Origin of the sequence: Pseudomonas sp. GM41(2012) (assembly GCF_000282315.2) — a bacterium.
Classification (GTDB): Bacteria; Pseudomonadota; Gammaproteobacteria; order Pseudomonadales; family Pseudomonadaceae; genus Aquipseudomonas.
On record NZ_AKJN02000006.1, the window covers coordinates 701,144 to 716,442 of the forward strand.

The 15,299-nt window shown below is 60.9% G+C and carries 11 protein-coding genes and 1 tRNA gene; 7 read left to right on the forward strand and 5 right to left on the reverse strand.

Annotation, left to right across the window (positions count from 1 at the left end; genetic code table 11):
- Positions 1–818: 818 nt before the first annotated feature.
- The 5 genes from PMI27_RS22475 to PMI27_RS22455 all read right to left on the reverse strand — a co-directional run bounded on the left by PMI27_RS22475 (position 819) and on the right by PMI27_RS22455 (position 5,812).
- Positions 819–1,295 carry a hemerythrin domain-containing protein gene (locus PMI27_RS22475; protein WP_008146888.1) on the reverse strand — a complete coding sequence of 159 codons (477 nt, stop codon included), beginning with the start codon at positions 1,293–1,295 and terminating at the stop codon, positions 819–821.
- 244 nt (positions 1,296–1,539) lie between these two features.
- Positions 1,540–2,883 (reverse strand): cation:proton antiporter, encoded by a 1,344-nt coding sequence (locus PMI27_RS22470; RefSeq protein ID WP_008146886.1) that lies wholly within the window; start codon positions 2,881–2,883, stop codon positions 1,540–1,542.
- A gap of 46 nt (positions 2,884–2,929) precedes the next feature.
- Positions 2,930–3,541: a Yip1 family protein gene (locus PMI27_RS22465; protein ID WP_008146884.1), complete on the reverse strand. Its 612-nt coding sequence runs from the start codon at positions 3,539–3,541 to the stop codon at positions 2,930–2,932.
- An 80-nt stretch (positions 3,542–3,621) separates the two neighbouring features.
- Positions 3,622–4,479, reverse strand: a complete 858-nt coding sequence (locus PMI27_RS22460; RefSeq protein ID WP_008146882.1) for an SDR family oxidoreductase — start codon at positions 4,477–4,479, stop codon at positions 3,622–3,624.
- A gap of 178 nt (positions 4,480–4,657) precedes the next feature.
- On the reverse strand, positions 4,658–5,812 hold the full coding sequence (locus tag PMI27_RS22455) for a MalY/PatB family protein (RefSeq protein WP_008146879.1): 1,155 nt from the start codon (positions 5,810–5,812) through the stop codon (positions 4,658–4,660).
- A gap of 389 nt (positions 5,813–6,201) precedes the next feature.
- Between PMI27_RS22455 and fdnG the strand changes: the two genes are divergently transcribed.
- From fdnG to PMI27_RS0229220, 7 genes are all read left to right on the forward strand, one after another.
- Positions 6,202–9,267: a formate dehydrogenase-N subunit alpha gene (fdnG, locus tag PMI27_RS22445; RefSeq protein ID WP_150113512.1), complete on the forward strand. Its 3,066-nt coding sequence runs from the start codon at positions 6,202–6,204 to the stop codon at positions 9,265–9,267.
- Complete coding sequence (gene fdxH, locus PMI27_RS22440) at positions 9,268–10,203, forward strand: formate dehydrogenase subunit beta (RefSeq protein ID WP_008146872.1); 936 nt, start codon at positions 9,268–9,270, stop codon at positions 10,201–10,203.
- Positions 10,200–10,853: a formate dehydrogenase subunit gamma gene (locus PMI27_RS22435; RefSeq protein ID WP_008146870.1), complete on the forward strand. Its 654-nt coding sequence runs from the start codon at positions 10,200–10,202 to the stop codon at positions 10,851–10,853. The genes fdxH and PMI27_RS22435 overlap by 4 nt, the downstream gene beginning before the upstream one ends.
- Positions 10,854–10,857: 4 nt before the next feature.
- Positions 10,858–11,784 carry a formate dehydrogenase accessory protein FdhE gene (gene fdhE, locus PMI27_RS22430; RefSeq protein ID WP_008146868.1) on the forward strand — a complete coding sequence of 309 codons (927 nt, stop codon included), beginning with the start codon at positions 10,858–10,860 and terminating at the stop codon, positions 11,782–11,784.
- A gap of 76 nt (positions 11,785–11,860) precedes the next feature.
- Positions 11,861–13,288, forward strand: a complete 1,428-nt coding sequence (selA, locus tag PMI27_RS22425) for an L-seryl-tRNA(Sec) selenium transferase (protein WP_008146866.1) — start codon at positions 11,861–11,863, stop codon at positions 13,286–13,288.
- On the forward strand, positions 13,285–15,192 hold the full coding sequence (selB, locus tag PMI27_RS22420; protein WP_008146864.1) for a selenocysteine-specific translation elongation factor: 1,908 nt from the start codon (positions 13,285–13,287) through the stop codon (positions 15,190–15,192). The genes selA and selB overlap by 4 nt, the downstream gene beginning before the upstream one ends.
- Positions 15,193–15,198: 6 nt before the next feature.
- Positions 15,199–15,294, forward strand: a tRNA-Sec gene (locus tag PMI27_RS0229220).
- Positions 15,295–15,299: the final 5 nt, after the last annotated feature.

Sequence of the window (15,299 nt, forward strand, 5' to 3'; positions counted from 1 at the left end):
GCTTGCTCAGTGTTTGGCCGCTTTTGTGATCGGGTACATATCCGTTGCTGCGGTCACGGCGGCTATCGGTTTCGCTTTTACAGCGAGTCACTTGGAAAAGCCCCAAGTAACCAAGGGCTCTTGCCCCTGTCGTTCGGTGCCTCGCTGAGGCTCGGCATGCCCTCGCTCCGGTCCTGCTCCGTGGGCCCGCCGCCATCGGCCATCCATGGCCGGGGGCGGCTAACCCGGCATCCATGCCGGGTTGCCCACTGCGCAGAACCTGCGCTCGGCCTCTCGATGGGGCGTGCACCGCAAAAGCACCGCGAGGCGGCCTACCGGCCGGCCTGTCTCTTCAAGCGTACGCATTCCCCTGTGGGAGCGAGCCTGCTCGCGAAAGACGTGAACGATAACGCGTGCTGTCTGAATGGACGCGATGTCCGGACGTTTTTCGCGAGCAGGCTCGCTCCCACAGGTACCGCGCCAGGCTTTGGCTTTGGCTTTGGCTTTGGCTCTGGTTTTTGATCTTGATCTGCTTGCCCCCTTTCCCAGAGGCCGAACGCAGGCGTTGCGCAGGGGGCACCGCGGCAAGGATGCCGCGGTAGCCGCCCCCGGCCATGGATGGCCGATGGCGGCGGGCCCCCGGAGCAATGCCGGAGTGAGGGCATGCCGAGCCTAAGCGAGGCACCGAATGGAGGGGCAAAGCCTTTTGGTTCCTTTTTGGCGTTTGAAAAAGGGACTCGCTGTAAGAGCGAAACCGCCAGCCGCCGTTACCATAGAAACGGATATGCCCCCCGACCTTAAGCGAACAGCATTACAGTGCCCTTGCCATTCCTCCAGCATCAAGCCGCCAGATTGGCTGCGCTTATCTCTTTCTTGTACTGAACTTTCAAACTTTCCATTTGCGCCCCCAACTCTTCCAGGGTGGCTTTGCCCAACAACTTCCTGGCCTGAGGAAACATCTCGGTTTCCTCTTCTTCAATGTGATGTTCCAGCAGTTCCTTGACCACTTTCACCCGACCGGCAAATTCCGGCGTCGACGGGTCGGTGACCTTCAAGTCTGGCAGTACCAGCGAATCAACGGTGCGATGTTCTTCCTTGGCTTCGTAATACATGACGTCCTGCTCCTTGCCCCCAGCTTTCTTGTACGCCGGGTACAAGACTTCCTCTTCGAGGCGGGAATGTATGGCGACCTCCATTTCCAGCTTGGCCAGCAACTCGCCGCGCTTTTTAACACCACGCTCCGTGGATTCGCTTAATTGGGTCAGGATGCCTTTTACACGTTCATGGTCGGCTTTCAACAAGTCTATGGCGTTCATGGTCGAGTCTCTCCAACAAGTCATGGGGTGAGCGCGAACGGTCTAAAGGCCGAAAGTCGCTCATTGTCCTGGAGCATTTGTCGTGCCGGTTTGCCAGTGCGATAACGTGTTTACAAAACAATAAGTTGAAGCGACTGATGGCGAACTGCGGTCATGCAGCCTGCATGAGTCCAGAAATTGACCCATGCAGTTCGCAGTGAACCATTGATGTTTCAGACAATAAAAAGCCACACCCACAGCGAAATCAAAAAACCTGTTTTTTTTGCCGTTCATATCGAGCCAGGATCGGTTGAGTGCTGATCCCGTGGAGGAGAATGCTGAGCGCGACCACGGATAAGGTCAGGTCGGTGCATAGCGTTGCTATCGACTCACCCACCCCATGGTTCAGGGCATAAAACAGGTAATACAGACTGCCGATGCCGCGTATGCCGAACCAGCCAATCAGCATTCGCTGGTGGCCGTTGAGCAAACTGCCCCAGGGCATGGCGAAGACGCTCAGCGGTCGTATCAGGCAAAACAACACGCCGGCGATCGACAACGCACGCCAGTCCCAATGCGCCATCAGCACCACGCCGAGCAGCGTCACCAGAAACACTTCCATGGCCCGTTCCACCAGGCTGCCAAAGGCAAGCATGTCGCTCATCATGATGCCCGCGGCAACCTGAGTGTCTTCAAGGCTTGCGGTATCACCATGAACCGCATGTTGCGGCTCGACGTTCTGATGTCCCACAACCGGCTGAACCAGATGCTCGGCAGGAAGTTCGTCGTCGCCCGTGGATTTGACTTCCTCGTGGCGCAAACCCAAACCGGCGGCGAACACTGACAAAAATCCATAACCGTGAATCCACTCGGCCCCGACATACGCCAGGGCAATCAAGGCGAGGGCGAGGTAATCATTTGGGGAAAGGGTGCTGTCGTCATTTTTGATGCGCATTAACAAAGTCAGGCGGCCAATACCGCGGCCCATCCAGTAGCCGGTGAGCAAACCGGCCGGTACTGCCCACAACAGACTGCGCAGCACCCAGTCGCTCAGCCAGCCGGGGTTGCCGTCGTGTTGCACCAGCAGCAGGCCGAGGATGACAAACGGGAAGGCGATCCCGTCATTGAGCCCGGCTTCACCCGACAGCCCGAAGCGCACGCTGTCGTCATCCCGGGCGTCGTTGACTTGCACCAGGGCGGCGAGCACCGGGTCGGTGGGCGCCAGAATCGAACCGATCAACACGGATGCGCCCCAAGACAAGTCGAAAGCGTAATGCAGCAACAGGCTGACACCGGCAATGGTCAACACCATGACCGGGCCGGCCAAGCCGTAGGCAATGCGCCAGTTTTTGTTCCTGAGCGGCAAGCGCAACTTCAAACCACAGACAAACAACGAAAACAGCACGGCGACTTCCGTCAGGTGCTCCATCCAGGTGGACGCATCATCGGTGTCCAGTTTCAACAGCCCGAGCCCCGCGGGTCCGATGGCTACACCCAGCACCAGGCACACCGCCGACGTCGTCACCGGCATCCAGCGCAGGTACGACGATGTCAGTGCCAGCGTCAGCAGCACGGCACCCAGCACCGCCACCCATAAAATGAAACTCATGCTCGGTACTCGTCGGGTGCGTGCCGCGATGTAGAGCCTTTGGCGCTCAACCGACGGTCGCGCGCAGGTATTCAGGCGTCAATACGTTGAACCATAGCAGGATCATCGAGACCAGCAGGGTGACCAGCACCAGCAGGCCGATGCCCCAGACGCAAGCGGCGTTCAGCAAGCCTTGTTCCTTGCGCTCATGCATAAAGGTCGGCAAGCCAACGAACAGTAGAAACGTCGAATAGATCGACGCCGCGCCCAGCACCACAATCGCCAGCCAGCGGCTCGGGTACAAACCGGCAAGGCCGGCAAGGAAAAACGGGGTCACGGTGTAAGCGGCAAAACCGATGCATTGGTTGACGGTCGGCCGCGCGTCGAAGGTGCGCGACATCCAGCGGATGAACAGCCCCATCAGCGCCACGCCGGCGACGATGGTCACGTACAGCAAGACGCAGAGCTGTAGCGCGCTGGCGCTGCTGAGCTTGACGATTTCGTTTTCGACCAGGCTCCAGCCGACGTAGGTGGTCCCGATAAACAGGCACGCAGCGGGAATCATGGCGAGCAACAGTAAATGAGCGAGGTAGTGGCATGGATGCGCTTCCTCTTCCTTGCGGATATCCGTCCACGCGTAGTTCGGTTGGGTGAACAGCTTGACGATAGGTGCAGACATGATGACCTCCAGATATCGAAAGGCCCGCCATTGGAGGGCCTATAAGAATGTGGAGCTCTGGAAATGGCGACGGGTTCAACTTAAAGCATTGGCTTGCCACCGGTGATTCCATAGCGCTGCCCCGTGATGTAACTGGCCTCATCTGACGCCAGCAATACATAAATCGGCGCCACTTCCACCGGTTGGCCCGGCCGGCCGAGCGGGGTTTGACCGCCGAAGTTCTGAACCTCTTCATCGGGCATGGTTGAGACAATCAGCGGCGTCCAGATCGGCCCCGGTGCCACGCAGTTCACCCGAATGTTCTTTGGCCCCAGCATCTGCGCCAGGCCAGCGGTGAAGTTGGCTATCGCACCCTTGGTCGTGGCGTAAGGCAGGAGGGTCGGTTTGGGCATGTCCGAATTGACCGAGCTGGTGTTGATGATCGAACTGCCGGGTTTCATGTGCTTCAACGCGGCCTGACAGAGCCTGAACATGGCGGTGATATTGACGTCGAAGGTCATCACCCATTCTTCGTCCGGGATGTCCTCGAGGTGTTCGTGGCTCATCTGGAACGCGGCGTTGTTGACCAGCACATCGATCCGGCCGAAGCGTTCGACCGTCTTGTCCACCAGGGCCTGGCAGTGTGCTTTCTGCGCCAGGTCACCGGGCAGCAACAGGCTCTGCCGGCCGGCCCGTTCGACCCAGCGTGCGGTTTCCTGTGCGTCTTCATGTTCATTGAGGTAGGCGACGGCAACATCCGCGCCTTCACGGGCGAAGGCGATCGCTACGGCGCGACCGATGCCACTGTCGGCGCCGGTGATCAGGGCGATCTTGCCGTCCAGTCGGCCTGAGCCCTTGTAGCTTTGTTCGCCACAGTCGGGGTACGGGTCCATTTTCTTTTGGGAACCGGGGACGGGCTGGGCCTGTTTCGGGAAGGGTGGTTTGGGATAGGCAATCATTGCGAAATCTCCGTTCTCAAGGCAGAGGAGTCAAAGGGTTGACCCTGGTGTTTTGCCTTGAGTTCGGTTGGATTTTCATGTCGCGAAAAATCAAAAGATCGCAGCCTGCGGCAGCTCCTACAGGGTGTACGCAATTCCGTGTAGGAGCTGCCGCAGGCTGCGATCTTTTGATCTGGATTCAGGCTTTGCGATTGAGCAAGCTGCGCTCCATCCGCGCAATGCCTTCTTCCAGCAACGATCGTGGGCAGCCGAAATTCAGGCGCACGAACTGTTTGCTGTCATCGCCGAAATCCAGACCAGGGCTCAACCCGACTTTGGCCTGTTCAAGGAAGAACTGCTGAGGGTTGTCCAGTCCCAGCGCCGAGCAATCGAGCCACGCCAGATACGTGCCTTGCGGGATATTCATGGTCACGCCCGGCAGTCGGGTGTTGATCGCGTCCACCAGATAATCCCGATTGCTTTGCAGGTACGCCTTCAACCCGGCCAGCCAAGGGCCGCCTTCGCTGTAGGCGACGCGCGTCGCTTCCATGCCCAGCGGGTTGACGCTGTCGACCATGCCACAGCGGGCGTGGTTGACCTTTGCACGTAAAGCCGAGTCCTGAATGATCATGAACGACGTCTTCAGACCGGCAATGTTGTAAGCCTTGCTCGCCGACATCAGCGTGATGGTGCGCTTGGCGATTTCCGGACTCAGGGACGCCGTCGGAATGTGCACGCGCCCGTCGAAACACAGCTCGGCATGAATCTCGTCAGAGATGATCCAGGCGTCCTGCTCCAGGCAGATGTCGGCGACCGCTTGCAGTTCTTCTCGCGGGAAGACTTTGCCCACCGGGTTGTGCGGGTTGCTCAGCAGCAGCGCACCGCCACCGGTCAGCGCCCGATTCAAGGCATCGAGTGGCGTGGCGTAAGTGCCGTCCGCCAACGCGTCGAATTCGAGTTCAACCTTGTTCAAGCCCCAGTGACCCGGCGCATGGCGCAGCGGCGGGTAGTTCGGAACCTGGACCACAACGTTCTGCTGCGGCTGGACCAGCGCATTCAGCGCCATGTTGAACCCCGACTCCACGCCCGGCAGGAAGATCAGTTCATCAGGCAATACGCGCCAGGCGTACTTGTTCCAGAGGTCGGCGACGATGGCATTGCGCAAGTCATCCTGAGCCACGCTGTAGCCGAGCATCGGGTGTTCCAGACGTTTTTGCAGGGCCTGGATGATCACCGGCGGTGCGGAGAAGTCCATGTCGGCCACCCACATCGGCAACACGTCGGCCGGGTAACGGCTCCATTTGGTACTGCCGGTGTTGTGGCGGTCGAACACCTGATCAAAATCGAAAGTCATGCTCAGTCTCATAAAGGGCAGGGTAAATCCGACGGTCATGATAAACGCCAAGCCCCTGTGGGAGCGAGCCTGTGTGGCGAGGGGATTTATCCCCGTTGGGCTGCGAAGCGGCCCCGAAATTGAAAACCGCGGTGTGCCAAGTACTCCGCGCATGATGGTTTTACGACTGCTTCGCAGCCGAACGGGGATAAATCCCCTCGCCACACAAGCTCGCTCCCACAAGGTTATGTGTGGTGGCTGAGGCCCCGGTATTGCCCGATGGTCGGTTTTCACACAGTCAGTTCTAACATTGTCTACAGTTTTAAATGTCGGCAGCCAGACTGCCGCAACCATGATTGTCCAGAAAAACCCGGCAAAAGTACCGGGTCTCCACCTGACAGGAGTGCACGATGGACCTCAACCGTCGTCAGTTCTTCAAGGTCGCTGGTATCGGCCTTGCGGGCTCGAGCCTCGGCGCGCTGGGCATGGCCCCCGCGACTGCCTTCGCCGAGCAGGTGCGCCACTTCAAGCTTGCCCACACCCATGAAACCCGCAACACCTGCCCGTACTGCTCGGTCGGCTGCGGCGTGATCATGTACAGCCAGGGCGATGCGGCCAAGAACGTCGCGCAAAACATCATCCACATCGAAGGCGATTCCGACCACCCGGTCAACCGCGGCACCCTGTGCCCCAAAGGTGCCGGCCTGCTGGACTTCATTCACAGCCCCGGCCGCCTGCAATACCCGCAAGTGCGCAAACCCGGCACCACCGAGTGGACGCGTATCTCCTGGGATGAAGCGCTCGATCGCGTCGCCGACCTGATGAAGGCCGACCGCGACGCCAACTTCATCGAGAAGAACGCCCAGGGCCAAATGGTGAACCGCTGGCTGACCACCGGTTTCCTCGCGGCCTCAGCGGCGTCCAACGAAGCCGGTTACATCACCCACAAGGTGGTTCGCAGTCTCGGCATGCTGGGGTTTGATAACCAGGCGCGTGTCTGACACGGCCCGACGGTGGCAAGTCTTGCCCCGACGTACGGCCGTGGTGCCATGACCAATACCTGGACCGATATCGGTAACGCGAATCTGATCCTGGTGATGGGCGGCAACGCAGCAGAAGCGCACCCGTGCGGCTTCAAATGGGTGACCGAAGCCAAGGCGCACAACAAGGCCCGCTTGATCGTGGTCGATCCGCGTTTTACCCGGACCGCCTCGGTGGCCGACTATTACGCGCCGATTCGCACCGGCACCGACATCGCCTTCATGGGCGGGCTGATCAACTACCTGCTGACCGAAAACAAAATCCAGCACGAGTACGTGCACGCCTATACCGACGTGTCATTCATCGTTAAAGCCGGGTTTGGCTTCGAGGACGGGATCTTCAGCGGCTACGACGCGGCCAAACGCAGCTACACGGACAAGTCCGGCTGGGGTTATGAAATCGGTGAGGACGGCTTTGTCAAAGTCGACCCGACCCTGCACGACCCGCGCTGCGTCTATCAATTGATGAAGACCCATTACAGCCGCTACACCATCGAACTGGCCAGCCAGATTTGTGGCATGCCAGTCGACTCCATGCGCAAGATCTGGGAAGAAATCGCCACCTGCTCGCAACCGGGCAAGACCATGACGATTCTCTACGCGCTGGGCTGGACCCAGCACTCGATCGGTTCGCAGATCATTCGCAGCGCGGCCATGGTGCAATTGCTGCTGGGCAACGTCGGCATGCCGGGCGGGGGCGTCAATGCCTTGCGCGGGCACTCCAACATCCAGGGGCTGACCGACCTCGGTTTGCTGTCCAATGCGCTGCCGGGCTATCTGACCTTGCCGCAGGATGCGGAGCAGGATTACAACGCCTACATCGTCAAGCGCACGCAAAAACCGTTGCGGCCGGGGCAGCTGTCCTACTGGCAGAACTACGGCAAGTTCCACGTCAGCCTGATGAAAGCCTGGTACGGCGCGAATGCCACGCTCGAAAACCGCTGGGCTTATGACTATCTGCCAAAACTCGACATCCCGAACTACGACATCCTCAAAGTGTTCGACCTGATGGGCCAAGGCAAGGTCAACGGCTACATGTGCCAGGGCTTCAACCCTATCGCTGCGTTGCCTGATAAAAACCGGGTGATGGCGGCACTGGCCAAGCTGAAGTGGCTGGTGGTGATGGACCCGCTGTCCACCGAAACCTCGGAGTTCTGGCGCAATGTCGGGCCGTACAACGACGTTGAAACCGCTGGCATCCAGACCGAAGTGATTCGCCTGCCCACCACGTGTTTCGCCGAAGAAGACGGCTCTCTGGTCAACAGCAGCCGCTGGCTGCAATGGCACTGGAAAGGCGCCGACGGCCCTGGCGAAGCGCGCACCGATATACGGATCATGAGCGAGCTGTTTATCCGTCTGCGTCAGCGTTACCAGGCCAACGGCGGCGCTTATGCCGAACCGATCCTCAAACTGTCCTGGCCCTACAAAATCGCCGAAGAGCCCTCGCCGGAAGAGCTGGCCAAGGAAATCAACGGCTATGCCACCGCTGACTTCACCGACGCTACCGGCGCGGCGATCAAGGGCAACGCGCAACTGGCCGGTTTCGGCCAGCTCAAGGACGACGGCAGTACAGCTTCCGGTTGCTGGATTTTCTGCGGCAGCTGGACTGAGGCGGGCAACCAGATGGCCCGGCGCGACAACAGCGATCCGTATGGCATGAAGCAACACCAGGGCTGGGCCTGGGCCTGGCCGGCGAACCGGCGGATTCTCTACAACCGCGCTTCGTGCGACCCGCAAGGCAAGCCATGGGACGAAAAAAAACGCCTGGTGTGGTGGAACGGCAAAGTCTGGAGCGGCACCGATGTGCCGGACTTCAAGGCCGACTCGCCACCGGAAGCCGGGATGAATCCGTTCATCATGAACCCGGAAGGCGTGGCGCGGTTCTTTGCCGTCGACAAGATGAACGAAGGACCTTTCCCCGAGCACTACGAGCCGTTCGAAACACCGATCGGCATCAACCCGCTGCACCCGCAAAACAAGAAAGCCACCAGCAACCCGGCGGCGCGGATCTTCGATTCGGTATGGGATTCCTTAGGCGTGGCCAAGGACTATCCGTATGCCGCGACCAGCTACCGGCTGACCGAGCATTTCCACTTCTGGAGCAAGCATTGCAAGCTCAACGCGATCTCCCAACCCGAGCAGTTCGTCGAGATCGGTGAAGTGTTGGCCAAGGAAAAAGGCATCGTCGCTGGCGACCGGGTTCGTGTCAGTTCCAAGCGCGGACATATAGAAGCGGTGGCGGTGGTGACCAAGCGGATTCGTCCGCTGCAGGTCAACAATCAGGTGGTGCACCAGATCGGTATCCCGCTGCACTGGGGGTTTACCGGGCTCACGCGTCACGGTTACCTGACCAACACCCTGGTGCCGTTCCTCGGCGATGGCAACACTCAGACCCCGGAATCCAAGTCATTCCTGGTCAATGTGGAGAAAGTCTAAATGGCCAGCCAAGACATCATCGCCCGTTCGGCCACCACGACCGTCCCGTCCTCGGTACGCAATCAAGAGGAAGTGGCCAAGCTGATCGACACCACCAAGTGCATCGGCTGCAAGGCTTGTCAGGTCGCCTGCTCGGAATGGAACGAGCTGCGCGACGATGTCGGCCACAACCTTGGCACCTACGACAACCCACAGGACCTGAGCGCAGAAACCTGGACCTTGATGCGCTTCACCGAGCATGAAACCGACGCTGGCAACCTGGAGTGGCTGATTCGCAAGGACGGCTGCATGCACTGCGCGGAGCCCGGCTGCCTGGCGGCGTGCCCGAGTCCGGGGGCGATCATCAAGCACGCCAATGGCATCGTCGATTTCGACCAGGACCATTGCATCGGCTGCGGGTATTGCATCACCGGTTGCCCGTTCAATATCCCGCGAATCTCGCAAAAGGATCACAAGGCCTACAAATGCACATTGTGCTCGGACCGGGTGGCGGTGGGGCTGGAGCCAGCCTGCGTCAAAACCTGCCCGACCGGCGCCATTGTGTTCGGCACCAAGGACGACATGAAAGAACACGCGGCCGAAAGGATCGTCGACCTCAAGAGCCGTGGCTTCGACAACGCTGGCCTGTATGACCCCGAAGGTGTCGGCGGCACCCACGTCATGTACGTGCTGCACCACGCCGACACACCGAAGTTGTATGCCGGCCTGCCGAGCGCTCCGACCATCAGTCCGCTGGTGGAGTTGTGGAAAGGCGTGAGCAAACCCTTGGGATTGCTGGCCATGGGTTTGGCGGTGCTGGCCGGGTTCTTCCACTACGTGCGGGTCGGGCCGCAACTGGTCGAGGAGGACGAACTGCCGACCACCGTTGATCCTGCGGTGCATGAAGTCGATCCGTCGGTACATACCTTTGATCCGCGCGGGGAGGACAGACCATGATCCGCAGACAGATCCTGCGCTACACCTCGAACCAGCGCACCAATCACTGGCTGGTGGCGATCTTTTTCTTGATGGCGGCGCTGTCGGGGCTGGCGTTGTTCCATCCGGCACTGTTCTGGCTGAGCAATCTGTTTGGCGGTGGGCCGTGGACGCGCATTCTGCATCCGTTCATGGGCGTGGTGATGTTCGTCCTGTTCCTGGGATTGGTGATTCACTTCTTCCGGGCGAACTTCTTTATCAGCAATGACCGCTTGTGGCTGCGACGCGTCGGGCGGGTGATCAAGAACGAGGAAGAGGGCGTGCCGCCCATCGGCAAGTACAACCCTGGGCAGAAGCTGCTGTTCTGGACCTTGCTGATTTGCATGCTGGTGCTGTTGTTCAGCGGCTTGGTGATCTGGCGCGCGTATTTCAGCGAGTACTTCGGCATCACCAGCATTCGTTGGGCGATGCTGCTGCATGCGTTGGCGGGTTTCATCCTGGTGCTGAGCATCATTGTTCACATCTACGCCGGCATCTGGATCAAGGGTTCGGTCAGCGCCATGACGCATGGCTGGGTCAGCCGCGCCTGGGCGAAAAAACACCATGAACTCTGGTACCGCGAAGTGACCCGCGACGAGCACCCCGATCGGCCGATCAGCAAAAAAGGATAACCCCTTGGCGACGATTCTTGAGCCTGGCGAGATCGAAGCGGCGGCGAGCTCGCCGCCGTTTCTGCACCTGCCACCGAACAACCTGTTCACCTTGCGCGCCTTGCGCCTGGAGCGTCTGGTCGACGGCCATCCATTGGCCGATTACCTGCGGCTGGTGACCGGTCTGTGCCACGTGCAGCAGGGGCTGATGGACGATCCGCCCGTGGCCGCCGTGCCCGATCCCGAACGTATGCGCGTGTGCCAGCAACACGGCTTGCCGCCGTTCGCCGCCGACAGTCTGGTACGCGAAGACCATTGGCTGCCTTACCTCGAAGCCCTGTTGCAGCGTTACCAGCCACCGCCGCAACCGGCCGTGGAAAAAGCCGTGGCGACCTTGCGCAGCGCCAACGTCGGGCAACGCAAGGCTTGGGCGATTGCGCTGGTCAGCGGCCAGTTCGCCTTGCTGCCCGCCGCCGTGGTGCCGTTTCTCGGCGCGGCGTTGCAGGTGGCCTGGAGTCATTGGCTGCTGAGCACACCGGACCTTGCGCTGAAACCCGGCGACAGTCTCAGTCAGTGCCCGGCCTGCGGTTCACCGGCCATGGCCGGGGTGATTCGCCATCGCGGCAAGTACAACGGCTTGCGGTATCTGGTGTGCTCGCTGTGTGCCTGCGAATGGCATGTGGTGCGGGTCAAGTGCGTGTATTGCGAACAAAGCAAAGGCCTTGAATACGTCAGCCTCGATGATGACCGCCACGCCGCCAATCAGGCCCCGTTGCGCGCGGAGGTCTGTCCCGGCTGCCACAGCTACCTGAAACTGCTTTACCTGGAAAACGACGCCGAGGCCGAAGCGCTGTCGACGGACCTGACCAGCCTGCTGCTGGACATGCGTCTGGAGCAGGAAGGCTACCAGCGTCCGGCGCCTAATCTGTTGCTCGCACCGGGAGGTGACTGAGCTATCCCTTTAAGCTATCCCTGCGAGCTCAGCGGCTACACTCAGGCGCTACGGTCAACGTTTGTGGGAGCGCCTGATGTCTTCCAGATCCGCCAGTGTTTCAACCCTGCGGCTGCCTTCTATCGACAGCTTGCTGCGCCATCCCGCCTGTCAGCCATTGGCCGAGCGTTACGGGCGTGATGCACTGCTGGCCAGCCTGCGGCAATTGCTCGATGACTTGCGTGAACCGGTGGTTTCAGGGCAACTCGACGCCATTGAAATCGCGCCTGAAGCGTTAGCGGGCAGGGCGGGTGAACGCTTGGCCAGTCAGCATCGCAGCAACGTGCGCCGGGTGTTCAATCTCACGGGCACGGTGCTGCACACCAATCTTGGGCGAGCGTTGTTGCCGGAGGAAGCCATCGAAGCGCTGCAGAGGGCGGCCCGTTATCCACTCAATCTGGAATTCGATCTAAACAGCGGCAAGCGCGGCGACCGTGACGATCTGATCGAAGGCCTGATCCGCGAGCTGACCGGCGCCGAGGCGGTGACGGTGGTCAACAACAACGCCGCTGCGGTGTTGCTGGCGCTCAACAGCCTGGGCGCGCGCAAGGAAGGCATCATTTCCCGGGGCGAACTGATCGAAATCGGTGGTTCCTTCCGCATTCCCGACATCATGGCCAGGGCCGGGGTCAGGCTCCACGAAGTCGGCACCACCAATCGCACTCATGCCCGCGATTACGAGGCGGCCATCGGCCCGCGTAGCGGCTTGGTGATGCGCGTCCATGCGAGCAACTACAACATCGAAGGCTTCACCGCGCGGGTGCCGACCGCCGAGTTGGCGCAACTTGCGCATCAACACGGCTTGCCATTGCTTGAAGACCTCGGCAGCGGCAGCCTGCTGGACTTGACGCGCTGGGGCTTGCCCGCCGAACCGACGGTGCGCCAGGCGCTGGTCGATGGTGCAGACATCGTCACTTTCAGCGGCGACAAGTTACTGGGTGGCCCCCAGGCCGGGTTGATTGTCGGCCGCAAAGACCTGATCGCGAAGATCAAGAAGAATCCACTCAAACGCGCCTTGCGGGTCGACAAACTGACCCTGGCCGCCCTCGAAGCGGTGTTGGCGCTGTACCGCGACCCTGATCGTCTGGCCGAACGGTTGCCGAGTTTGCGCCTGCTGACCCGGCCCCAGGCGGACATCCTCGCCCAGGCTGAACGCCTGCAACCCTCGCTGGCCAAAGCCTTGGGCGATGGCTGGAGCGTCAGCGCAGTACCGGCGCTGGGCATGATCGGCAGCGGCAGCCAACCGGTGGCGCGATTGCCGAGTGCAGCTTTATGCCTGCGACCGCACGTGTCCAATCGTCTTCGCGGACGGCAGCTGCACGGTCTGGAAGCGGTCCTGCGTGCGTTGCCGATTCCGGTGCTCGGGCGCATTGATAACGATGCGTTGTGGCTGGACCTGCGGCAACTGGACGATGAACCGGCGTGGCTGGCGCAACTCGATCAAATTGCAGGAGCCGTAGCGTGATCGTCGGCACCGCAGGGCACATCGACCATGGCAAGACTGCCTTGCTCCAGGCACTGACCGGCCTGCTCGGCGACCGGCGTCGGGAAGAGCGTGAACGCGGCATGACCATCGACCTCGGCTACCTCTACGCGGCGCTGGAACCGCATGCGCCCCTGACCGGTTTTATCGATGTGCCGGGTCATGAGCGCTTCACCCACAACATGCTGGCGGGGGCTCAGGGCATTGATCTGGTGTTGCTGGTGGTCGCGGCCGACGACGGCGTCATGCCGCAGACTCGCGAACACCTGGCCATCGTTGAACTGCTGGGTATCCCTCGGGCGCTGGTGGCGATCAGCAAATGCGACCGGGTCGAACCGTTGAGAGTGCAAGCCGTTCGCGATCAGGTCCAGACATTGCTGGCGCCGGGGCCTTATGCCAACGCGCCGCAGATTGCGCTGTCGAGTGTGACCGGGGAGGGCGTCGAGACCTTGCGACAGGCTTTGCTCGAGGCGCAGCGGGAAATCGTTCAACGCAGCACCAGCGGCGGTTTTCGCCTGGCGATTGACCGTGCCTTCAGCGTGGCAGGCGTCGGTATCGTGGTGACCGGCACTGCGTTGTCTGGCGTGGTGGCCGTGGGCGATACGCTGAGGCTCGGCCCTCAGGGCAAACCGGTTCGCGTGCGCGGCCTGCATGCGCAGAGTCAGGCTGCCGAGGTCGCAATGGCCGGACAGCGAGTGGCGTTGAACCTGAGTGCCGAACGCTTGGCCCTGGAGCAGATTCATCGCGGCCACTGGCTGCTGGCCGAGTGGCTGTACGCGCCGACCCAGCGAGTGGATATCGATCTGCAATTGTTGGCCAGCGAACCCAAAGCCTTCGAGCACTTTCAGCCTGTGCATGTTCACGTAGGGACTCAGGACGTCACCGGCCGAGTGGCGTTGCTGGAAGGCACCCGCCTTTTGCCGGGTGAACGGATGTTCGCGCAACTGCTGTTGAATGCGCCGGTGCAGGCCGTGAAGGGCGATCCCTTGATCCTGCGTGACCAGAGCGCCCAACGCACCCTCGGCGGCGCCCGGGTGCTCGACCCGTTCGCACCGACCCGACAACGCCGCAGCCCCGAACGGTTGGCGCAGTTACATGCCCTCGCCACAGGCCATGAGTTGGAGGAGATCCTGCCGGCGTTATTGGCCAACAGCGACACCGGGCTCGGTCCGCAGCGTCTGGAGCGTCAGTTCAACCGCCCCCGCAACACCTGGATTTTGCCCGGTGACGTGCGACTGATCGACACCCGCCAAGGCCCGTTGCTGTTCAGTGCTGCCCGCTGGGAAGCACTGAAAGCACCGTTGCTGGAACACCTCGCACGTTTTCATCAACTGGAACCGGATCAAATGGGCCCGGACCGGGATCGCCTGCGGCGGTTCAGCGGCACAGCGCTGGACCGTCCGACGTTCATCAGCCTGCTCGACGAATTACTCGCCAGCGGGGCCATTGCGGCCAGCGGGCCATGGTTGCATTTGCCCGATCATCAGGTGCGTTTGAGCGAAGATGACGAAGCCCTGTGGCAACACTTGCAACCGTTGTTTGAACAGGCTGGTTTTGATCCGCCGTGGGTGCGCGACCTTGGCCATGACGAGGCGGTCGTGCGCTTGCTGCTGTGCAAAATGGCGAGGTTGGGATTGGTGCATCAAGTCGTCCGTGACCTGTTTTACACCGACACGATGATCCGCCGATTGGCGGCTATGCTTGTGCAACTGGCCGCGCAAAACCCGGTGATTCAGGTCACGGCGTTTCGTGATGCAGTGGGCCTGGGGCGCAAGCGCAGCATCCAGATTCTCGAATACTTCGACCGGATCGGCCTGACGCGACGGTTTGGCGACAAACGCCATATCCGCCTCGACAATGCCTTGGCCCAACGCACCGACCACTGATTTCAAGGAAGGCAATCGCGCCCGGTGGCGCGGCCGGGCTTCAAACCCGGTTGGGGACGGCATCCGTTCCCGGGCAGGTTCGACTCCGGCTGCCTTCCGCCATTTTC